Annotated in this window: 20 protein-coding genes; 2 read left to right on the top strand and 18 right to left on the bottom strand. The window is 56.6% G+C overall.

Annotated elements, in window-relative coordinates:
• Positions 1-170: 170 nt before the first annotated feature.
• Entirely contained in the window at positions 171-2,738 is a 2,568-nt protein-coding gene (locus KGFNPO_RS14855) for a cation-translocating P-type ATPase (RefSeq protein ID WP_472632008.1), read from the top strand.
• Positions 2,739-2,785: 47 nt separating this feature from the next.
• Here KGFNPO_RS14855 and KGFNPO_RS14850 read toward each other — a convergent pair whose 3' ends face one another.
• The 18 genes from KGFNPO_RS14850 to KGFNPO_RS14765 form a co-directional block, all read right to left on the bottom strand.
• Positions 2,786-3,739, bottom strand: coding sequence for a DUF5996 family protein (locus KGFNPO_RS14850; RefSeq protein ID WP_472632007.1), 954 nt, complete (start codon positions 3,737-3,739; stop codon positions 2,786-2,788).
• Between the two features lie 83 nt (positions 3,740-3,822).
• Entirely contained in the window at positions 3,823-4,947 is a 1,125-nt protein-coding gene (locus KGFNPO_RS14845; RefSeq protein WP_472632006.1) for an ABC transporter permease, read from the bottom strand.
• Positions 4,944-5,930, bottom strand: a complete 987-nt coding sequence (locus KGFNPO_RS14840; protein ID WP_472632005.1) for an ABC transporter ATP-binding protein — start codon at positions 5,928-5,930, stop codon at positions 4,944-4,946. The genes KGFNPO_RS14845 and KGFNPO_RS14840 overlap by 4 nt, the downstream gene beginning before the upstream one ends.
• Positions 5,927-6,913 (bottom strand): HlyD family secretion protein, encoded by a 987-nt coding sequence (locus KGFNPO_RS14835; RefSeq protein WP_472632004.1) that lies wholly within the window; start codon positions 6,911-6,913, stop codon positions 5,927-5,929. Before KGFNPO_RS14835 ends, KGFNPO_RS14840 begins: the two co-directional genes overlap by 4 nt.
• A gap of 227 nt (positions 6,914-7,140) precedes the next feature.
• Positions 7,141-8,283 carry a tetratricopeptide repeat protein gene (locus KGFNPO_RS14830; protein ID WP_472632003.1) on the bottom strand — a complete coding sequence of 381 codons (1,143 nt, stop codon included), beginning with the start codon at positions 8,281-8,283 and terminating at the stop codon, positions 7,141-7,143.
• Positions 8,280-9,173 (bottom strand): ExeA family protein, encoded by an 894-nt coding sequence (locus KGFNPO_RS14825; protein ID WP_472632002.1) that lies wholly within the window; start codon positions 9,171-9,173, stop codon positions 8,280-8,282. The genes KGFNPO_RS14830 and KGFNPO_RS14825 overlap by 4 nt, the downstream gene beginning before the upstream one ends.
• Positions 9,174-9,175: 2 nt before the next feature.
• A complete protein-coding gene (locus KGFNPO_RS14820) occupies positions 9,176-10,906 on the bottom strand; it encodes a secretin N-terminal domain-containing protein (RefSeq protein ID WP_472632001.1) in 1,731 nt (576 codons plus the stop codon).
• 29 nt (positions 10,907-10,935) lie between these two features.
• Positions 10,936-11,304: an MSHA biogenesis protein MshK gene (locus KGFNPO_RS14815; protein WP_472632000.1), complete on the bottom strand. Its 369-nt coding sequence runs from the start codon at positions 11,302-11,304 to the stop codon at positions 10,936-10,938.
• Positions 11,289-12,005 (bottom strand): MSHA biogenesis protein MshJ, encoded by a 717-nt coding sequence (locus KGFNPO_RS14810; RefSeq protein WP_472631999.1) that lies wholly within the window; start codon positions 12,003-12,005, stop codon positions 11,289-11,291. Before KGFNPO_RS14810 ends, KGFNPO_RS14815 begins: the two co-directional genes overlap by 16 nt.
• A complete protein-coding gene (locus tag KGFNPO_RS14805) occupies positions 12,002-12,685 on the bottom strand; it encodes a PilN domain-containing protein (protein ID WP_472631998.1) in 684 nt (227 codons plus the stop codon). The genes KGFNPO_RS14810 and KGFNPO_RS14805 overlap by 4 nt, the downstream gene beginning before the upstream one ends.
• On the bottom strand, positions 12,682-13,632 hold the full coding sequence (pilM, locus tag KGFNPO_RS14800; RefSeq protein WP_472631997.1) for a type IV pilus biogenesis protein PilM: 951 nt from the start codon (positions 13,630-13,632) through the stop codon (positions 12,682-12,684). Before pilM ends, KGFNPO_RS14805 begins: the two co-directional genes overlap by 4 nt.
• Before the next feature lie 88 nt (positions 13,633-13,720).
• Positions 13,721-16,393 carry a DUF6701 domain-containing protein gene (locus KGFNPO_RS14795; RefSeq protein WP_472631996.1) on the bottom strand — a complete coding sequence of 891 codons (2,673 nt, stop codon included), beginning with the start codon at positions 16,391-16,393 and terminating at the stop codon, positions 13,721-13,723.
• Positions 16,394-16,654: 261 nt separating this feature from the next.
• On the bottom strand, positions 16,655-17,128 hold the full coding sequence (locus KGFNPO_RS14790) for a hypothetical protein (RefSeq protein WP_472631994.1): 474 nt from the start codon (positions 17,126-17,128) through the stop codon (positions 16,655-16,657).
• Positions 17,118-17,960 (bottom strand): prepilin-type N-terminal cleavage/methylation domain-containing protein, encoded by an 843-nt coding sequence (locus KGFNPO_RS14785; protein ID WP_472631993.1) that lies wholly within the window; start codon positions 17,958-17,960, stop codon positions 17,118-17,120. Before KGFNPO_RS14785 ends, KGFNPO_RS14790 begins: the two co-directional genes overlap by 11 nt.
• 4 nt (positions 17,961-17,964) lie before the next feature.
• The gene (locus KGFNPO_RS14780; RefSeq protein ID WP_472631992.1) at positions 17,965-18,600 is read right to left on the bottom strand and encodes a type IV pilus modification PilV family protein; all 636 of its coding nucleotides are present in this window, start codon (positions 18,598-18,600) and stop codon (positions 17,965-17,967) included.
• Positions 18,590-19,078, bottom strand: coding sequence for a pilus assembly FimT family protein (locus KGFNPO_RS14775; protein WP_472631991.1), 489 nt, complete (start codon positions 19,076-19,078; stop codon positions 18,590-18,592). Before KGFNPO_RS14775 ends, KGFNPO_RS14780 begins: the two co-directional genes overlap by 11 nt.
• Positions 19,079-19,178: 100 nt before the next feature.
• The gene (locus KGFNPO_RS14770) at positions 19,179-19,640 is read right to left on the bottom strand and encodes a type II secretion system protein (RefSeq protein WP_472631990.1); all 462 of its coding nucleotides are present in this window, start codon (positions 19,638-19,640) and stop codon (positions 19,179-19,181) included.
• A 128-nt stretch (positions 19,641-19,768) separates the two neighbouring features.
• Entirely contained in the window at positions 19,769-20,236 is a 468-nt protein-coding gene (locus KGFNPO_RS14765; RefSeq protein WP_472631989.1) for a prepilin-type N-terminal cleavage/methylation domain-containing protein, read from the bottom strand.
• 401 nt (positions 20,237-20,637) lie between these two features.
• Here KGFNPO_RS14765 and KGFNPO_RS14760 point away from each other — a divergent pair, with 401 nt between their 5' ends.
• Positions 20,638-22,341 (top strand): GspE/PulE family protein, encoded by a 1,704-nt coding sequence (locus tag KGFNPO_RS14760; protein WP_472631987.1) that lies wholly within the window; start codon positions 20,638-20,640, stop codon positions 22,339-22,341.
• Position 22,342 lies beyond the last annotated feature (1 nt).

Raw genomic sequence — 22,342 nt, 5'->3', positions numbered from 1 at the left:
AAATCTGGCACCGGCGATGATCGCCGGGCGCAAGCGGCCATAAGGAAGAGTAAAAATAGAAAGGCCGCCCGCGTGCGGCCCTTGTTGTTTGATATGACGTAATGGAAAAAACGTGCCGCCGGATTAGCCTGATAGCGTCTCAATCATTGACAGGAAAGGCAACGCAACGCATGTCCGACGCCACCGACGCCGTCACCGACACTTTGACCGGTCTGAGCAGCGCCGAAGCGCAGCAACGCCTGCACGCCGAGGGCTGGAACGAGCTGCCTTCGTCAAAACCACGCTCGCTGTTCGCCATTGCATGGGCGGTAGTGCGCGAGCCGATGTTCATCCTGCTGATCTCCTGCGGCAGTATTTATCTGCTACTGGGCAGCAAGGAAGATGCTTACATCTTGCTCGGCTCGGTGGTCATCATCATAGGCATGAGTTTCACGCAGGAACGCAAGAGCGAACGTGCGCTGGAAGCCTTGCGCGACTTATCCAGCCCGCGTGCGCTGGTGCTACGCGACGGCCAGCAGCAGCGCATCGCCGGCCGCGATGTGGTGCGCGGCGACATCATTTTTCTGGCAGAAGGCGACCGGGTGCCGGCGGATGCGATCCTGTTCGCCAGCCTGAGCATGACGGTCGATGAATCCTTATTGAGCGGTGAATCGGTGCCGGTCCGCAAGCAAGCCAGCGCCATCGTGACGGATCAAGTGGCGCCGCCCGGCGGCGACGACCAGCCTTTCCTGTATTCCGGCGCATTGGTGGTGCAGGGCAAGGGCACGGCGCGGGTGGTGGCTACCGCAGAAAAAACTACTCTCGGGCGCATCGGCAGCGCGCTGTTCACGCTGAAGGAAGAATCCAGCCGGGTGCAAGACGAGACTGCGCACGCAGTCAAGGTGGTTGCGCTGTCCAGCATCGCCCTGGTCATTTTGCTGGCGACTTGGTACGGCATTGCGCGTGGCGACTGGCTGCGCGGCATTCTGGCCGGCCTGACGCTGGCGATGGCGCTGTTGCCGGCAGAATTGCCGCTGATACTGACGATTTTTCTCGGGTTGGGCGCGTGGCGAATCGCCAAGCAAAAGGTGCTGACGCGGCGTATTTCGGCCATCGAAATGCTGGGTGCGGCGACCGTATTGTGCGTCGACAAGACCGGCACCCTGACGCAAAACCGCATGGCCGTGGCGCAGATTATGGTGGAGGGCGATGTGCATGCATTCAAGGATGCCGCATCGTCAATGCCGGAAAATTATCCGGAAATTTTCCACGAAACGCTGGAATTCGCGATGCTGTCCAGCCACCGCGATCCGTTCGATCCGATGGAGCAAGCGATTCAGGCGGCCGGACATACTGCGTTGGCAGGCACCGAACACATTCACGACAGTTGGACGCTGGTGGAAGAGTACCCGCTATCGCACGCATTGCTGGCGATGTCGCGTGTCTGGCAGTCGCCTGACCGGGCGAATTACGTGATTGCAGCCAAAGGCGCGCCGGAAGCAATCATCGATTTGTGTCATCTGGAAAGTGACCAAGTGCAGCGCATTACCGCGCAGATCAACCAGTTGGCCGAGCAAGGATTGCGGGTGCTGGCAGTTGCCAATGCGTCATTCCAGCAACATGATCTGCCCGCCATCCAGCATGATTTCAATTTCCGTTTCATCGGCCTGATCGGTCTGGCCGATCCGTTGCGGCCGACTGTCCAGCCGGCCATCGCAGAATGTCATGCGGCCGGCATCCGCGTCATCATGATTACCGGCGATTATCCGGCCACCGCACTCAGCATTGCGCGCCAAAGCGGGCTGGATTCCGAAGACGGCATGATAACGGGTACCGAACTGGATACGCTGGATGACGCACAGTTGCAGCAGCGCTTGCGCCAGGTGAATGTTTTTTGCCGCGTGCAACCGGAGCAAAAACTGCGGCTGGTGATGGCATTGAAGAGCGCCGGTGAAATCGTCGCAATGACCGGCGATGGCGTCAACGACGCGCCGGCGCTGAAGGCTGCGCATATCGGCATCGCGATGGGCGGTCGCGGCACCGATGTGGCGCGTGAATCGGCGGCGCTGGTGCTGCTGGATGATGATTTCAGTTCGATTGTGGCCGCAGTCAGGCTGGGCCGGCGCATCTTCGACAATATCCGCAAGGCGGTAGTGTTCATCGTCGCCGCGCATATCCCGATTGCCGGCATGTCGATGCTGCCGGTGATGATGGGATGGCCGCTGTTGTTGCTGCCGGTGCATATCGTGTTTTTCGAACTGATGATCGATCCCACCTGTTCGGTAGTTTTCGAGGCGGAGCCGGAAGAATCCAATGTGATGCGGCGGCCACCACGTCATACCGATGCGAAAATATTCGACCGCACACTCTTGATGCTCGGGCTGCAGCAAGGCACGATTCTGTTCGCCTTGCTGCTGGCCGTGTATCTGCTGGCGCAATGGGCCGGCCTCGCGGTGGAACAGGCGCGTGCGCTCACCTTCAGCGCGATGATTATCGGCGACATCTGGCTGATTTTCATCAATCGTTCCTGGTCATTGCCCTTACACGCCTCTGTCAAACTTCCCAATCCGGTTCTGTGGCTGATCGTCGCTTGCGCGCTGCTGATGTTGGGACTGGCGCTGTTTGTGCCTGTCATGAGCACTTTGTTTCACTTTGGGACGCCGCCCATCGGCCATCTGGTGCTGACGATAGTGGTGATCAGCAGCATCCTGCTGTTGATTGCTTCAGTCAGAATGCGAGTACGCAGCGAGCAGGGTTGAAGGCGCAGAACTGTCACCGTATTCGGCGGCCGCTTATCGCCTATCACTTATGGCGTCGTGCCTTCGCTGCGCTCAAGTGCGGCACGATCCCAGCCGCCCAGGTTCGCGGCTACCGCATAGCTGTCCTGCAGAAATTCAAGCAGCATCGCATCGGGTGAAGGGGCGCATCGCAACGCGTCATAGGGCAAGATGAACTCGTGAATACTGTCGTCGTAGCGAGCGCCCTCTGCACGCATTGCCGCCGCACTGAAACCGTGCGGTTCCGGGTAAGCATAGGAATAAAACACCGGGCTGGGAAACTGCGCGCTACCCGGCCAGAATCCGCAACTGCTTACCTCGTGCGAATAGGCTTCACGCGTGACCCAATCCGGGCAATTTGGGATGCCGCCAGGATGCTCGGGGGCCGTGCGTCCGGAAAAGCGCGTCACGGCGAGGTCAAAGCTGCCCCAGAAAAATTGTACCGGACTGCACTTGCCGATGAAGCCGGCGCGGAACTGCTTGAACACCTGGTCGGCACTCACCAAAATGCGCCAAAACCGGTTGGCGTATTCCGGGTTGTACGACGCATGCTGATGATCCTGATCGAATGGAATTGCATCGACGACTTCATTGGGCATCGTATGGATTTTTACGTCCAGGCCAAGTGCGGCCAGATGCGCGAACAGATCATGATAAAAATCCGCCACCGAGCGCGGCTTCAATGGCATTTTTCTGACTGCGCCATCGCTGGTGGCGATCAACAGCCGGTGCTCGATAAAATCGAAATCGATCTGAAACGTGCGCGGACCATATGGAATCGGCGAGGTCGTCAGGCCACGCGCCGTGACCGCAAGAGTGACGTGCCAGGAGTGATTGGTCCACGGCGATTGCGCCATCCGGATCTTGCCCACTATTTGGGTCCACATGTGCAGTGTCGTGCAAGTATCCTGCCAGTCCGCATAACGCAAGCTGGGCCATTGATTCGACTCGCACGCATCTGTCAATAAATTCGCATTTTCCATTATTTCCTCCCTGCAAAAATTTAACCGTGTCAGGTGTTTTCAACTGCCATATTGCGATTTTATTTACTATTTGGCTTTAATGCTTAGTCGAGCGTCTTTTGATATCGTTGCAACGCAATTGCGCCTGCAACCAGCATGAATGCGGTAATCGGCCACAGGCTGGGAGTGATTTCCGCCAGCGTATTGCCCTTGAGCAGAATCCCGCGCACGATGCGCAAGAAATGCGTCAGCGGCAGTATTTGGCCGATCCATTGCGCCCATATCGGCATGCCGCGAAACGGGAACATGAAGCCGGACAACAGCAGCGACGGCAGGAAAAAAAAGAAGGTCAGTTGCATCGCCTGCAACTGGTTTCTGGCGATGGTCGAAAAAGTGAAGCCGACCGCCAGGTTCGCGGCCATGAACAGCACCAGCGCAAACAACAGCAAGCCCAAACTGCCGACCATCGGTACATCGAATAGCAAATGCGCGGCAACCAGAATCACCGTGACCTGAACGTAGCCGATCAGAATGTAGGGCACGATTTTGCCGGCCATCACTTCGAATGGCCGCACCGGCGTAGCCAGCAGGTTTTCCATGGTGCCGCGCTCGCGTTCGCGGGTCATCGCCAGCGCAGTCATCATCACCATCGTCATAGTCAGGATCACGCCGATCAGACCCGGCACGATGTTGTAACGCGACAGTCCTTCCGGGTTGTAACGGCGCTGCACCCGCACTTCAAATGGCGCATCGGTTGGCTGCAGGCCAGCCAGCGGACCGGTCAAATCGCGCTGCAATGATTGCCGGCTGATGGCGTTGATGGCGGCCAGCGCATTGCCGGACGCTGCCGGATCGGTGGCGTCCGCAGCCAGCAGCACGGCCGGTTTTTCGCCGCGTATCAACTGACGCGAAAAATTCACCGGGATCACCAGCACGAACTGGACCCGGCCTTCAGCCAGCAACTGGTTGGCCTGCGCCTCGCTGTTCGGGCGCTGCGTGATGCGGAAATATCCAGAATTCTCCAGCGCCGCAACGAAGCTGCGCGAAAACGTGCTTTCGTCGGCGGAAACCAGCGCCAGCGGCAAATGCTTGGGATCGGTATTGATCGCGAATCCGAACAAAATCAGTTGCAGGATCGGCACGCCGACCATCATGGCAAAGGTCAGCCGGTCGCGCCGAATTTGCCGGAATTCTTTCAGCAGGATGGCGACAAAGCGCGACCAGCTCATGCGCCGCTCCTGGCCTGAGCATCTTGCTCATTTTTACCATTCTGACCATTCTGGCTGTCTTGCATCAAGACGATGAAGACGTCTTCCAGGCTGGATTCAATCGCGGTGACCTGGAAGCCCTGGCCCGCAACAGGCGCCAGCGCCGTATCCAGCGCCGCTTGCGACGATGTGCTGACATGCAGCGTGGCGCCGAAAGAAGCGACGCTGCGCAGCGCCGGCAATGTGCGCAGCGTGCGCGCCAATGCACTTAACGCAGCAGGATCATCGGCGGCAATCGCGCACGTCACCAGCCCCGCGCCGGCAATCAGTTCGGCCACCGTGCCGCGTGCCAGCAAGCGGCCTTCGGAAATGTAAGCCAGTTCGTGGCAGCGCTCGGCTTCATCCATGTAATGGGTGGTGACCAGCACGGTCAGTCCAGCCGCTGCCAGATCGTGGATTTGATCCCAAAATTCGCGCCGTGCCTTCGGATCGACGCCGGCGGTCGGTTCATCGAGCAACAGTAGTTGCGGCGCATGCAGCAGGCAAGCGGCCAATGCCAGGCGCTGCTTCCAGCCGCCGGACAAAGTACCCGCCAGTTGGCTGCGGCGGCTGGTCAAACCCAGGCGCAGTAGAGTCGCTTCGACGCTCTTCTTGCGGTCGGCGACTTCGAAGATGCGGGCGATGAAGTCGAGATTCTCGGCGATGCTCAAATCCTCGTACAGGCCGAATTTTTGCGTCATGTAGCCGACCTGACGCTTGATCAGATGCGATTCGCGCCGGATGTCGTAGCCCAGGCATTGTCCTTCGCCTTCATCGGCATTGAGCAAGCCGCACAGCATGCGCAGGGTAGTGGTTTTGCCACTGCCGTTCGGCCCGAGGAAGCCGTAAATGCGGCCTTTCGGCACCCGCATGTCGAAGTGATCGACCACGATATGATCACCAAAACGCTTGGTCAGACCGCGCACGTCGATGATCGGCGTGTCTTGTGTCCTTATTTGCGTCATTGCTTGCCCTGGGTGACAGCGCCGGCAAGCCTGACTTCCAGCGGTTGGCCCGGATGCAGCAGAGTGGCGTGCTTGAGGTCGGGGCGCGCTTCCACCATGAACACCAGCGACGCACGGTTTTCCTTGCTGTAAATCAGCGGCGCGGTATATTCGGCGTCGTGCGCAATAAAGCTGACGGAGGCCGCAACCGCTGCGCTGCAACCGTCGCAGCGCAACTCCACGGTTTGGCCCAGATGCAGTTTTCCCAGCAGCGTTTCCGGCACAAAAAAGCGCGCCTTGATGTTCTGCGGCGGTAGCAAACTCAGCACCGGGCCGCCGGCCGGCACCCACTCGCCCTCCTGATACAGCACATCCGCCACTGCGCTATCGACCGGAATGGTCGGGCTTTTTTGCGCGACCCGCCAGGCGACTTGCGCCAATTGCGCTTGCGCTGCATTGAGCGCTTGCTCGGCCACCGTAATCTCGTCGCTTCTGGCGCCGAGTTGCTGCACCCGTAGCTGCGCCTGCAGCTCCCGCACGCGGGCCTGATCGCGCAGGACGGCAGCGCGTGCTTCATCCAGCCGTGCCGCCGAAATGAAGTGGGCATCGATCAGCTGGGTTTGTCGCTTCAGATCGGCCGCGCTCAGGCGCTGCGCTGCTTGCGCTTGCGCCAGTTGCGCTTGCGCGGTGGCGATTTCATCCGGGCGCTTGCCTTTTTTCAGGTTCGCCAGCGAAGCTGCTGCGCTCTGGACCCGAAATGCGGCTTCTTCGCGGGCTGCGGTTTCGCTTTCCTGTTCCAGCACAAAGGCGGGCGCGCCGCGCTTGGCTTGGTCGCCTTTTTTAAAATGCAGGGTCAGCAGAGTGCCGGCGATAGGCGTGGAAACCCGCACATAATCGGCTTCCGCATAGCCGGGAAAGCTGCCGGATGGCGGCTCGGTGCAAGCCGCCAGCGCAGCGGCAATACCGACAAAACCCAGCATGAACAGAGTACGCAGTGTTTTCATCGGAACTTCTTTCGCCTGTTTGGCTGATGTTATCGATTGTCCACGAAAGACATGAAAAGTACGAACAGGATTCATGACGCGATGCGCTTCGTAAAAAACATGGAGTATGGCTATTTTCATGGCATCTTCCGCATATTTTTATTGGCACTATAAAAAATACTCCAATAAATACGTGAAATCCGCAATGCCGGCGCTTCAGCCTGGACAGCTATTCCTGAATAACCATATCAGGGTTGCATCTGCCTCAACTTCTGATCGACAAATACTTGTAATTCAGCAGACAACATATCGGATGCCTTGGCGCGTGTAAAAGCATCCTGCGCTTCCGCCAGGCGATTATCTGCTTGCAGCGAGATGCCGTAGCCCATCCACCAAAGGCCGTTTTGCGGGACTTTGCGTAAGGCAACCGCATAATGCGCAGCCGCTTCCTTGTGGCGTTTTTCACGCTGCAGTAAGGCGGCCAGAAAAGCCTGGTAATCCGCCTGCTCGGTTGCATGCGGCAGGGTGCGCTGCAAGGTTTCCAGCGCCGGCCGCAGGTTGCCGCGCTCCACCTGAAGACGCGCCAGTATCATGGCCAATCCCGGCTGGGCGGGATCGATGTTCAAGCCTTCCCGCAATGTGCGCACCGCATCATCCTGACGTTTGCCCTCCAGCAGCAAGCCCACCAGGATCTGGCGCGCTGCCGCATGTTTCGGATTGCGCTGCAAGACTTGCTCCAGGATATCGATGGCTTCTGCCGACTGTCCGGCATCGATCAGCGTTATGGCTTTGCGATAAGCATTTTCAATGGTTTGTTGCGGCGTGACTTCTTTGGCCTGCTGGAATACCTTGCTGTCCTGGTCTACTTTAACGTCGCGGGGCTCTTTGACGTTCTTATTGACGTTCGCCGGCACCGCAGGCACTGCTGCAGCTGCAACCGGTGCCGGCACTGCAGCGGCTAGCGGCTTGGCAGGGATCGTTCCAATGGGGAATTTGACTGGCGCAGGTTTTGTTTCGGGCGGCTTTTCCGCTAATGAACCGATTACGGGTGCGTCTGGCGCGGCCGACACTGCGACAACCGTATTTTTTTCGTGTGGCGCCAGCTGATCGGGAACGATGCTGGCGCGCGGCAGTACATTCTGCTGCGATGGCGGCGCCGACACTACAGGTTTGGCTGCCGCAATAACAGGCACAGGCGCGGCCTGACGCCAAAGCAACCACGCAATACCGGCAGCCAATAATGCGGTCAACAGCAGCGCCGTCCCCCATGCCAGTCGCAATCTGTTGCCTGGCCCGGGCACTGGCCTGATATCGGCTTGCGCTACGCTGTTACCGACGGCACCAGATCCACGCTTATCCAGATCCTGCAGCATTTGATTGATAAGACTCATCTGAAATAACCCCAAGCGATATCGATAACCGCAATCAGCAACATACAACCACCCAGCAGCCACCAAATCTTGGAAGCTTTTTTTACTGAAACAGTATCCTGCGCCGCCATTTTGACGTGACCTGCCCGAACTTGTTGCCGACCTTCGCCATAGGCCGCCATCAGGGATTTATGCGCCAGAATATTCACCAGCCGCGGGATGCCGCCGCTGGCCGCGTACAGTCTGCGCAGAGCACCAGGGCTAAACAAGTGGCTGCCGGCAAAGCCGGCAATATGCAGGCGATGATCAATATAAAACGCCATATCGCTCTTGCTCAACGGCGCAATTTCATAGTGAAACGTGATGCGCTGGGTCAGCTGCCGGATCGCATTTTTTTGCAATTTGAGGTTTAATTCCGGCTGGCCGAACAACACGATTTGCAGTAATTTTCTTTTCTCGGTTTCCAGATTGGTCAGCAAGCGCAATGCCTCAAGGCTTTCCAAAGGCATAGCCTGTGCTTCATCCAGGCACAGCACCACTTTTTTTCCGTGGCGAGCCAACTCCAGCAGACGATGATTGATCGATTTCATCAACTGATATTGGTCGATATCTTTTTCCAGACGAATTTCCAGCTTGTCGGCCAACGCCAGCATAAAGGTGCGCGGTTCAAGATAGGGGTTCGGCATATATGCGGTAACAAAACTCGCATCCAGCGAAGCCATGAACTTGCGGCATAACAGGGTTTTTCCGGTGCCGACCTCACCGGTAATCTTGATGAAACCTTCACCACTATTTGTTGCAATCAGCAGCGTATTCAACGCTGCCTGGTAACTGGCGCACCCAAAAAAAAAGCTGGTGTCCGGAGTAATTCCAAAAGGCAATTCGCGCAAACAGAAATGTGCCTGGTACATCCCTAGTACGTCCCCGGCGCATCACGCGGCGCCAAACTTTGAATCCGGCGCTGGCTATCGAGCATGTCTTGCGCCCAGCTATCTTCGCCCTGAATCACGGTCGGCTTGAGCAAGATGACCAGTTCACGTTTTTGCGAAACCCGGCCGGTGTTGCGGAACAGGTTGCCCAGCACCGGGACGTCGCCGGCACCCGGCACTTGCGAGCGATCCGACGACGAGGATTGCCGCATCAGGCCACCGATCGCAATGATGCGTCCATCCTGGCCACGCACCACACTATCGGTCTCGGAAATGGCGCTGGAAGCCAAGGGCAAGCTCAAGACGCCATTATTGGCCCCCAAATTGATGGTTTTGTCGACCGTAGTGACCTTACTGACAGAAGGATGGACATGCAGGGTGATATTGCCGTTTGCGTCGATTTGCGGCGTGACATCGAGCGACACGCCTGAAAAGAACGGCTGCACATCCACTGACGTTGTCGGCAATGTCGTAGTGCTGCCTGAACTGGTGCCGGGGGTTGTGGTGAGCTTCGTCACAAAAAATTCGTCGGTACCGACTTTCAATACCGCTTTTTGATTGTTCATGGTCGCAATACGCGGGCTGGACAGCACATGCACTGTGCCTTGCGACTCCAGGAATGAAATCAGCGCAGCGAAATTACTGGTCTGAAAAGCCAGGCCGAACAGAGAACCCGCCGCTGTGCCAGCCGCACCCAATGCGATACCGCTGACTGCATTGAGGGCATTGGCGCCCCCGCTAGTTAAGGCAGCCGGATTGCTCCCATCCAGCGGCAACGGCGCCAGGGTTGACCCGGGCGAGACAAACCCCAGCGATGAACGGCTATTTTTAATCGCATTGAGCGATGCAAACGAGGCCCAGTTAATACCCGATTGAAAGTTGTCATTTAACTCCACTTCCATGATCTTGGCTTCCAGAATCACCTGGCGGTCCACTGACAATTGCGTCGCCTTCAAAAAAGTGGACACATTACGCAATTCGTCCGACATCGCGCGAATCACCACTACCCCCGACTGCGGGCTGATGACCACACTGCGCCCGTCTTTATTTCCGACGATGGCTTCCAGCGATGCTTTCAGCTCCGCCCAAAAATCGTTATTGGAAGAGGTGCTGATCTTGCTGCTTTCAACCGCATGGGTAGTCGTTCCAGGGGCGGAAGCCGATGCGCCACCCGTACCTGAACTATTGGATGTCACATCGCTTACCGAGCCCGAAATCACGCGGATATCGGATGAGCCTTTGCGATTGCTATTGAGGTAATTGACCTGGAAGATGCTGGTTTGTATGCTCAGCGGCTTAACGTAAATGCGCGCCCCTTCCACCTTGTATTCATAGCCGTAAAGCTCGCGCACTGCATCCAGCGCCTCGAACAAGGTGACATCCTTGAGATTGGCCGAGATGGTGCCGGTGACGTCAGGGTGTACCAGCATGTTGTAACGCGTGCCCGACACTATCCCCATGAAAAACTGATTTGCCGGTGCATTGTTGAACGACAAATTGAATCGTTCTTCCAGCGGTTGCCGGGTTTTTGGCATTTCAATTTTCAGTGGCGGCAACAGCGCTGCGAAAACCGCATCCTGCTGCGCCGGCTTGGCCTTGGTTTCCACTGCCTTATTCATTTCCGCATTGATCAGGTCATACGTTTCACGTTGCTGGGCAGGTGAAACGCATCCTGTCAATCCTATAATCAGGAAGCTTAATAGTGTCTTTTGCATTCTTTATCTAAAGCCTGTTGATTCACATTTTAGCGAGCGGAGTGCATCGCTGGTCGCATCTTGATATTGGGAAAAAGTTTCAATGTTTGTTCTGTCTTGCCATTGCGCAAAATGACTTCCGTTTCACCAATATGAATCAGGCGAGAGTCGCCGAATTTCTCATGTAGTTTCACCGTCTGGCCGCTGATGATGGCCATTTTTCTGCCCGGAGAAATCAGTACCGATTGCAGCACCGGACCAGCGACCGCCGATGCTGCCGCTTCCCCGCGTCCCGCGCCGATCGAGTCCGGTGGCCGCGTCGGGTCCGGGATGGTCTGTGCGACGGCCAGTGACGTCAACAGCCACAAGCACGCCTGCAGCACGATGCTCTTGCCGGACAGGCTCACAGGTTTAGCCATTTTTTATCCAGGCTCAGGGTGAACAGAGTCAGGCTCAAGGTTGCCTCCGGATAGGTTTCTACTTGCATCTTTGCCTTGCCCCAGAACAACTGCCACGGCATCGCTTCCAGTGCCGACATATAAGCCATCATGTCCAGATATTTTCCCTGCAGCACAATTTCTACGCCGTGCTTGTAAATCTCGCCGCTGCCCAAGGTGCTTGGCGCTGCCGCTGATACTGCCGGCGCTGGCACGGCTTTTTCTGCCGGAATTGCCGCTGTGTTGGCCGCAACTGGCATCAAACTAGTCACAGGCAGAGTATTGAGTGAAATCAGGCGCAAGCTGCCGTTGCGCTTCAAAATAGCTTCCAGCAACGAAGCCATGTACTCCGGCTTGACCAATACATCGTTCAAGCCCAGCAAGTCGGCATGCATTTGCTGTGACTGCTGTTGCAATTTTTGCAGGAGCACCTTATTGGCAGCATCTGGGTCGGACGCCTGTGATGCCACTTTTTGTTGAATCTCGGTCTGCATCTGGGCAATTTTTGACTGATCCGATTGTATTTGTTGCGACAAAAGCTTCTGCTGCGCGAATTGCGGGTCAAACAATAGTGTGTTGAGCAACAACATCAATGTCAGTGCCGTTCCGGCAAAAATCATGATGCGTTCGCGCAGGCTCATCGCATCAATTTTCAGGATCAATCGTTGTAGCGTTTGCTTCATTTGCTTTTTGCTCCAGGCGGCACAGCAGATGTCACCGCTTCCTTGGATATGCCGGATGAGTGCAGATCGAATTCAACATAAGGCGCTGCAGCGTGGGGGGCGCTTGCCGGAAGCGCTGTATTGCTTGGCTGCTGCGGCAACTGTATTTCTAAAGTAGAAAAAGTTTTGCCCTGGATGGCAGGCTCCTGTTTTAGCCGATTGATGTAAGCAGGCACCAACTCCGGCCGCAACGCACGCCCTTGCAAGCCCAACTCGGTACCGGCACCCACAATGGTGAAGCCGGTGAGCCACAATCCATCCACGATTTGATGCGCAAATGCGCGTAAATAAGCTGAATATCCTTTGGTATTGCCAATATCGCCTTTTTGCAGCGTATCGAATACCTGTTGCAGGGACTTCACTTCCGCGTCTGTTTTCTGGACGCCGTCTTCCAGCGCCTGACTTTTTTGGCGTGGTGCGTATTCCGCTTTGACCATGTTTAACTGCAGCTGTACCCGGCCTAATTGCGCTGCCGTATTGGTCGCCTCCGTGCGTATGCCGGAAAATTGATAGCGCGAATATGCAGACAGAAGCAACGCGCCAAGCAATATCAAACCCAGAGCTTGCGCCATGGCCACCGCAGAAAAATATTTTTTCTGCTTCAGGAAAATCGGATTGAAGAGATTGATCTGCTGACTCATAACGCCCTCTGCTCATGGCGCAAGGCGGCCCCAAGCACCATGAAATAGCGTTGCTGGGATTCAACATTATTCAATTCAGGCACCTTGGAAAAATCCAGAACCGATTCCAGAGCCAAGGTCTCCACCGGCGTATACAAATTGGCTGCCAGGTACTCTTGCAGGCCGGCTCCCTCCGAACCCATTGGAGAGAGTAATAATTTGGATAACGGCATCGCATGATATTGCCGATCGAAGTGATCCAGCGAGCGCTGCAGCTCCAGCGTGATGCGTTCGTGCAGAGCCGTCATGTGCGATCCGTCAGCCTGCTGCAGTTGCATCACGGTCATGTCGATGCGCCGTGAAAGATACAGTTCACCGCCGAAAGTGATGGTAATCAATCCACCTTCCGCATTAAACGACAACAGCGCGACGGCGCGACCTTCCGGCTCCAGCAACGCGGAAATATTACGTTGCGCCATCTCCGGAATGTCAATCACGCGCAACGCGATTTTTGCTCCCTCGAACAGGGCCTGGCGTTGTCCGATCAATTGATTGCGGGCCGCCACGGCAAACAGGGTATTGCTGCGCGCCGGCCCGTCCTTGTCGAGCGGCACCGCCAGCACGTCGATGGTGGCGTCATCAACGTGATAATCCAGCATGTCCTTGATGCTCCAGCGGATTGCATTCTTGAGCTCGTCGGGTGGCACATTCGGCGCATCCAGTGATAACAACTGGTATTCGCCGGAAGTCAGCAAGTGCGCGCATTGATAACGATCCGCATGCAGTTCTTTTGCGAGTTTATCGAGCGCAGCCGGGTACGCTGTCTTATCCGCAGGATAAAAAGAAAATAATTCCACCACCGGCTTGCCTGATGCTGGCCTGTTTACATAGGCAACGAAAATCCCATCGGATTGGCAACTGATAGCCATCCAGCCGGAATTTTTCTTGGTTTTACCGAATAAGCCCACAAATAAACCCTTGCTCGCGCTGAATAAAAATAGTTCCTGAAGTTAAGTTACTACGCCGCACTTGTCAATTGCCAGCGCGATTTGGCGCTTAATACATTTCCCGTATGTAGATGAATTCCTTGGCATTTTTGTATGTACCAAAGGTCGCGCGGGCACTCGGGTTGGAGCCAAACCAGGGCATGTTGGCAGCGGTTGCTGCAGACTGCGTTGTGCCGACACATGTGTTGCCAGTCGGTGTGGCGCTGAGATTGATGGCAAGGTCAACGCTGCCGGCGTTAGGCACGCTATTGCTATCCACGCCCGGTTTGGTCAGGCGTAACCCTGTGCCAGGCAATTTCCCTTTGGCCATTGCCACATCGCCCGCTGGAAAAAGTTGGGTCTCACACGGGTTAAGTTTCTTTTGGTAATTACCCATCGTGATGCTGGACATGGGGATCACAGTACAACTGTCTGCTGTGTTGAGGACGAAAGCCGTGCCGTTCCAGAACTGGGCTTCCAGCGGGATCGGCAGATTCAGCAATTCCGAACCATGCGCATTGGACAGCTTCAAGCGGCCATAGCGCATCTGTATGCCCGAATCAAAAGCGATCGGATCGAATACGGCCGACGGGTCGCTAGTGATGCCGTCACTGTCCTGCACCGTGATGCTCAGCTTGATCTCCGCATTGAACGGCGCCGGTGGCGACGCCGGCGCCACCGGCGCCACGCGCTTGAATGCCAGCTTGTCGTCCTTATTCACGGCAAACGTCCCGACCACCGGGCTATTGCCGTTGGTGTAATTGGCATTCAGCTTCAGAGTCGGGGGTCCCTGCGCCTGCGTGGTATCGAGCGTGCGGCTCCCCGCGCTATAGGTTTGCGTGAACATGCTAGCGCTCAGTTTCATCAGATCATCCCGATAGTTGCTCATCGGGTTGCCGCCGGCATCCATCGCCTTGAACATTACCTGCGGCACGCGGACATAGCCGAAGGGCTGGTCGATGTAGGTGAAGGCGCGCCTGGGTGCAGGCGCAGCGGCATTGCATGTGGAATCATCGGCTAGGCCAAAGGTTTGAAATTGCGGCGCTGGCAGCGGTAGCCAGGTGTCGACGGCGGGATCGACCCGGGGATCGACCACCGAGGCATCGGCCAGCTCGAAGTGATCCGGCACGAAGCGCCCCACTTTCAACGGGGGAGAAGAGCAAATATGCTGGCCGCTGCAGTCGGCCGGCGTACCGTCGCTCTTATCAACTGCGGCAAAATTCGTATCGACCAGTTGCATGGTAAAGCTACCGGCATCGTCATAGCTTGCAGTCGCGCTGTAAAAACTGCCGCTGACGGCACCGGCAGTCCATGCGCTGGCTGCACCGAGCTCGTCCAGTGTGCCCAACGTGTCCGGCGTGCAGAGGTCAGATATTTCGCAGCTGATCAGCGCCTGCGGCTGACCGTTATAGTTGCCTGCAACGGTGCCATACGCGATGCCGGTACCGGCCCCATCCTGCGCCACCGCGTCGATCCGGAACGGACGCCCGGCTTTGTGTACCACACCGCCGTTGGCCCCGACATTGTTCAGCACACGCGCAGTGCCGGCGCTCTGCCAGTCGGCATCGCGCACCGTCAGGCCGGTAAAACTGGCCGGGCGCAGCGCGAAATTGTCACTGGAACAGCCGATCTTGGTCGGCGTGCCGATGGCCGGGTAGGAGACGCGCACCCGCACATCGCGGTAGACCTTGTTTTCGGTAAACGACACCTTCATCCGCCCGTTGTTTGTAGGGGCAAACGCGGCCGATATAGTCTGGATCGTGGTCCAGCCAGAACGGCAACCGTTGGCATCCGGCACAGCGCTATTGTCGGCGGCGTTGAGCAGCTCGACCTTGACGGCACCGATGAAGCTGGTGAGTATCGCCGTCTTGCCACTATTCAGTGCGACGATATCCAGCGTAAATGGCCCTGCGACCTTGGTCTTGATCAGCCCATCCGTCGCAGTCGCCGGCGTGGTCGCGCTATCGTAAATGTTGAAATCGCCCGGCGTGGGCGCCACCACCACCGCTGTCGCTTTCAGTAAAATCGCATGGGCCGCCCCACTATCCTTGTTCGATTGCACTGTCGCGGTGCGCGTTCCGGTAGCACCGACAGCGGGCCTTGACTCAGTGTTCAACTCCATCGACACTCCGGCATTACCGCCTTTTGCATCTGAATAGCGATCGGCCGCCTCGGTCATGCCGGGCGGCGGGGTCCAGTTTCGGGAACTGGCATATTCATGCACGGTCACCAGCATATCGCCCGCCACATTCGCGTACAACGATGGCGCGGTATGGCTGTTGCCCCAGGGGGTGGTTTGCGCTGCCGAGGCATCGATCGGCGATGCGCTGTCCGCTCCGCTGAACCTGGCGATAGTCGCCACGGCACCGATATTGAAACTGAGACCGAGAACGAACCAGTCATAACCTGCCGGCTCGTTGCCGCTGGCCACCCGGTAATAGGTATACAGCTGGCTCGTACTGTCGCTGGTCTGGTTGCTGCTTTGTATCAGCGTCCAGCCGGTCGGCGCGGTTACCCCCGTCCAGGTGTTCGGCACCACGGCGATCGAAGCCAGCAGCACATCCCCGCTGGCAGTGCCGGTCGGTTTGTTCACGCTAATGGTGCCGCCGAGAATGGGGAAAGTCTGGCTGGCAGAGGCCGCGGCGCGAAAAGCCACCGCCGCCTGTGCGCTATGCATCGCCAGCAGCAGCACAAGCACAGCGGTTATCGCCCATTTAGCATTTTTCAAGACGGCTTCAATCATTTGTCTGCTCAATCAGTTTCTTCTCTGTATAAATTGATACACCGGTTTTTCCGCACTACTTCCAACAAACGTAATTGCATCTGCCCTGACAAGGAGGGCTCAGGAAGGAAAAACATACACTATTATGTATTTTTTCAATGCCAATAAATATATGCGTAAAACACACTATTTTTAACTATACCCATAAAAAACATCGAAACAATCAGCCTTGCGCGGTTTCGTTTATGCTTCCACTTCCCGTATTTCATGCGCTGCTCAGTCCTAGCAAGGCACGCCACCTATTTGGCAAGTGCTGATCGATGCGGATATCTGCCGTTCGACGTAATGGGCGCTGCCGGCTGCCCCGAGAGTTGCGGTCGAGGTTAGCTGATAGACGCCGATCTGATTGCCGCCTTCTGTAAACGGTGAGCCGACAGCCTCAATACATCCGACAGTCACAATGAAACCTGTCAAGGTTGCCGCTGATAGCGGCAGGGGCGTGCTTGCCACGCAGCTTGTGTTCTGTAAAACCTGATACGCGCCCCAGTCGATCCCGGCCCGCGCCGCCTGATAGGCGCGGCTGCCCTGCAAATCCTGGGCTGAAGTGACATTCTGGACGGTGGAGAGTGTCACCATGAAAGCGCCCAAAGCGCCCAAGACCACCAACAGAAAAATAGCCGACACCAGGGCAAAGCCGCGCTGGACGCTACGGCCGGAATCGCATATTCCGCTTACGGGGGGTGGTTTAGGGCGCATTGCTGACATGCACCGCATGGTAAAGACTGACCGTTTCATTGTTTTTGGTAATGGCAATCCGCATCGAGACCAGGCTGTTGCGTTGCGTCGCCCCTACTGTATAGGTGAAATTACAGGCACTGACATTTTGTGCCAGCATCGGCGCGTTGGCCGGTATTGCAGGGCAGGCCGCCGGAGTGGTTGCATTAATCCCGTAGTGCGATAAACGAAACAAGGCGCCATTGCCATTGCCGGCGGCATCGATCCCGGTCCCGCTATTGGTGCACACGTAAAAAACTGCCTGCTCTGCATCCGGTATCACCTGAAAGCGGTTGCCGGGGGAAGCGAACGGGAACTGCGTGGCCGCAGTTAGCGTGATGCTGTTCGCAGCAAGGGGAGCTGCAATGGTGGCCCGGTTCACGCCGGAATACGCATCCGCGCCAGGTATGCCGAGGTTGTAGACCACCAGCTGGTCGCCGACAGCCGGAACTGGATTCAAGGGTGACAGCACGTCGAAAGTTTTGGTCGGGGCCGAAAAATCCAGCGCAGTACCGGGAGCCTCCGCACGGTAACGTCCTCCGCTCACAGTTGGCAAGTATTCCAGACACAGTGGCGATGCGCCAACGGTGCGCACGCTATTCGGCAATGCCAGCCGCACATCGCGCCCGATGCGGCGTAATGCGGTATCGGCGGTGTCGGTCATTTCTGCGCGCCGTTCGACATCGAAATAGCTTTGAATCGGGGTGCGGATGAAGAGCGCCACCATTCCCGCAAGAATCCCGGTAATGGTAATGACCATGATCGCTTCGATCAGGGTAAAACCGCGCTGGCGCTGGGTCATGGCAGTTTGCATCGGATTAGGACTTTGGCGCATAACGGAAACGGTAGCCTTCCAGCGTTATTGGCACATTGTCTGGCCCGGTCACTGTCACGGCGATGAGCAAGGCAGCAGCAGCAGGGATGGCGAGGGATGCTCCAACGGCGGGGATGTCCTGCGGCGTCACAACAACCGCGACCGAGTAACCGCTTAACGCATCAATAGCCGGATCGGCGGGGGAAGGAATATTAATATTGTTAATATTTTTAATGCCACCGTTGCCCGCATTCATCTTGAACCCATGATAGTCGTTGACGTTATCGAATGGAGTAGATGCGCTGTAACGGGTTTCGGCTGAGAGTTGGTCGGGAGAGAATGCCGCCTCCGGCCCGATGTTCTCAACCTTAACGGTACACGCCCCTGCACCTACCGTCGCCGATGTCGCGGTTGCGGCGGCCGGATCATCCGGATCGCAATAAGTGAATGGTTGCAACTCGATTTCTTCCAGCAGCGATTCTGCAATCGCCAGCGCCTGCTTGCGCAGCAGCGGGGCGGCGCTGTTTTTCGTGGTGATATTCATCACCGACAGGATGCCGGCAATGCCGACGCTGACGATCACGATGAACATGATCAGTTCGATCAGGGAGATGCCTTTTTGCCGGTACTTAATGGACATAGCCGGTCTCGCGTTCCACGGTGATGGCGCTGGCGGCACCGGCTATATGGATGGTTTTTTGCGCATTCGGGCTAGGCCTGCCCAGCGCATCAAAGCTGAAATTGGACGGCGTGGTGGGAACCGCGATGCCGGGAGGAGCGGTGACAAACGTGATGCCGGTAGGGGCGGTAATGATAGACGTTGGCTTGCCGTCCGCCGAAGCCAGAGCCAGAGCGGTTCCCGGCAGACATGCCGCTGTCACATTGATGGTCAGGGTAATTCTGCTGGACGTAAACGCAGCGCAAACAAAGCGGCGTTGTGAAATCGCAGTTTTTTGCGCGTAACGCAGCGAAGCTTGCACCTGATCGGCAAACCCGCGCGCCTGGATGTCGCTGTTATCCATTAACTTTGGCGCCACGACTGCTGTCATGATGCCGGTGATAATCAGCACCATGATGAGTTCGACGAGGGTAAAGCCATGCGAAGCGCGTGGAAACATTGCTTACTCTGGCAAGAAAGACGATACAAAGAGCTAGGCAGGATTTGCAATTTTGCAAATGCAGCACGGGCATAACATCGTGCCCGTGCTGCCATGCGGATTAGCAGCCGCTTGAATCGAGAACGTAAGTTGGGAGCAACGCTGAAGTGGCCGCTTTATAAGTCACGAGGCACTTGGTCGTATCGATTGCACCCTTATGGGAAATAGATGCATCGACGGTTGTAAAGTCGGAGGCAGTCAAGTCCATTGCAAGGGCCAGTTGCGTCGCGTTTTTAGCAAAACCAAAATCTAGCAATATATCGCTACCATTGATCTTTACCAAAGTTGTAGCAGATGCGGCACCCAACTGGTTACCCACAGCCGCCTTGGCATAAATGATCGCATTGGCGGAACGCATCGAGCCTTCCACCGCTTTCATCGCAGCGACGCGTGCGTCGGTTCCCAGGTTGACAAACTTCGGCAACGCGGTCGCCGCCAGAATCCCCAGAACCACGATCACCATCACCAATTCGATCAGGGTAAAACCAGATTGTTGCTTATTCATGCGCATTTTCATCTTCATATCCAACTCCGTTATTAAATAATTCCAAGTGCCGGTACCACAGATGCGGGTTTGTTACATTCAGCTATACGACTTGTACAATTTTTGCGCCATTCAATCAATTTCAATTGAATGCCGCGCCACTGGTGTTATCGGCAATTCACTACAGTTACGCCGGCATTGCTGTAGGTCGGCGCAAATCCGGCGGCAGGCTCCGTATAAGTGACTGCGCAGTTAGCATGCGCAGCGTCGGGAGTAACCGTAAAAACGGTTGCAGTGGCGACCGGCAAAAAACCGGTTGTGGTATTCGCCATCCCGGCCGCACTGCCTATCGAAGCCAGCGCGCTGGTCGGGTAGCCATTGGTCATCGCGATGGTGACACCTTCCATCGTAATATCTGTATTTGGCGCCAATTGCTGCGTCAATTGCGCAGAATGGGCCAGGGCTGCCGCTGCCCTGATCGAACCGAATGCACCGTTCATTTTCGCGATGCGCGCTTCGGTTTGCAGCGCGGCGAACCTTGGCAGCGCCAGCGCAGCCAAGATGCCCAGGATGGTGATGACCACGACTAACTCGATGAGAGTAAAACCAGATTGCATTTTTCGTATTTTTTGCATTTTCAATCTCCTTTAAAGTGAATTCTTTTGCCAAACTGGTACAAAAATAATACGCCGAAACAACAAATTCTGGTCAGCAATTTTTACTGAGGCAATACTACATGCGGAAAGAGGGTTTTTGCGGGAAAGCAATGAAAAATGCCGTTTTTTGGTTCGAATGTCGCATTTTTGATAGAAAAAATTGCCGTGCGTAAATAATTTGTGCTTCGTGTCTTTCGCAGGCAAGTGCACAGCATCAGTTCATCAAATCTCGTTGCGGCAAGCGGCTGGCGGTGTTGGCACAATGCGGTTCCTGCGGGGCGGGATGGCAAATGAGCGCAAAAACCACCCGGTCCGCCGCGTCTGCATGGCATAAAATGCAGTGCATCAACTTTCCCAGGCAAAAACTACAAGGAGCATGTATGGCCAGGCCGGAAAAAATTCGTTTGGGTGAAATTCTGCTGCAGCAAAAACTGCTGTCCGAAGAGCAGCTGCAATTGGCGCTCAGCGAGCAAAAACGTACCGGGCGTAAATTGGGACGGGTTTTTGTCGAAAATGGTTTTGTGACGGAAGAGATCATTTCCGGCGCGCTGGCGCGGCAGCTCAACATCCCTTACATCAACCTCAAGCACTACAACATCAAGCCGCAAACGGTGCGCCTGCTGCCCGAAATGCAGGCGCGCCGCTTCCGCGCCATCGCACTCGACGAGCGCAACGATGCGCTGCTGATCGGCATGGCCGACCCCACCGATCTGTTTGCTTATGATGAAATTACGCGTCTGGTGAAGCGCGACATCGCGCTGGCGGTGGTCAATGAAAGCGAACTGCTGCAGACCATTGATCGTCTGTATCGCCGCACCGATGAGATCTCCGGCCTGGCGCGCGAACTGGAGCGGGATCTGGGCGACGGCAACATCGATTTCGGCACGCTGGGGATGGGCGCGGGCCTGGAAGATGCGCCGGTGGTCAAGCTGCTGCAATCGGTATTCGATGACGCCACTCAGGTGCGCGCTTCCGACATCCATATCGAGCCGCAGGAAAAACGCTTGCAGATCCGCTTCCGCATCGACGGCGTGCTGCACCTGCAAACCGAAGCCGATATCAAGATTGCCGCATCGCTGGCATTGCGCCTGAAGCTGATGTCGGAACTCGACATTTCAGAAAAACGCATGCCGCAGGATGGCCGCTTTGCGATGAAGGTCAAGCAGCAACAGATCGACGTGCGGATTTCCACCATGCCGACCCAGTACGGCGAATCGGTGGTGATGCGTCTGCTCAATCAAAGCGGCGGCACGCTCAATCTGGACGCCATCGGCATGCCGGCAGAAATGCTGAAGCGCTTCCGCGCCATCGTGCAGCGCCCGAACGGGCTGGTGCTGGTGACTGGGCCTACCGGCAGCGGCAAGACCACCACTCTGTATGGCGCGCTGTCCGAGCTCAATACCATGGAAAGAAAGCTGATCACGGTCGAGGACCCGGTCGAATACCGGCTGGCCGGCATCAATCAGGTGCAGGTCAACGACAAAATCGAACTCAATTTTGCCCGGGTGCTGCGCTCGGCGTTGCGGCAAGACCCCGATGTGGTGCTGGTGGGCGAGATGCGCGACCAGGAAACGGCCCAGATCGGCATGCGCGCCGCGATGACCGGCCATCTGGTGTTGTCCACCTTGCACACCAACGACGCCATCAGCACGCCGATGCGTTTGCTGGATATGGGCGTGCCCGGTTATATGGTCGGCAGTTCGCTGCAGGCGGTAGTGGCGCAGCGCCTGGTGCGCGTGATTTGCGAAAGCTGCACGGAAGACCATCCATTGCAAGCCCACGAGCATGAATGGTTGAAGGCGGAGTTGAAGGACGCGGTCAGTGCGCACCACTACCGGCATGGACGCGGCTGCTCGCATTGCAATGGCACCGGTTTCCGTGGCCGCATGGGAGTCTACGAAATGCTCGAAATGACCCAGGAAGTGGCGGACGCCGCCAATGGCAATGATCCGGCCGCCTTCATCAAGGTGGCGCAAGCGCAAATGGCAGGCGAAACCCTGCGTCGCCACGCGGTGTCGCTGGTGATCGCAGGAAAAACCACGGTCGGCGAAGCGATGCGCATCAGCAACCAGCTTGAGGATTAAA

This window comes from Gelidimonas diazotrophica (assembly GCF_055694025.1).
The sequence above is the reverse complement of the archived record's forward strand: the minus strand, read 5'-3'. Positions and strand labels throughout refer to the sequence as shown.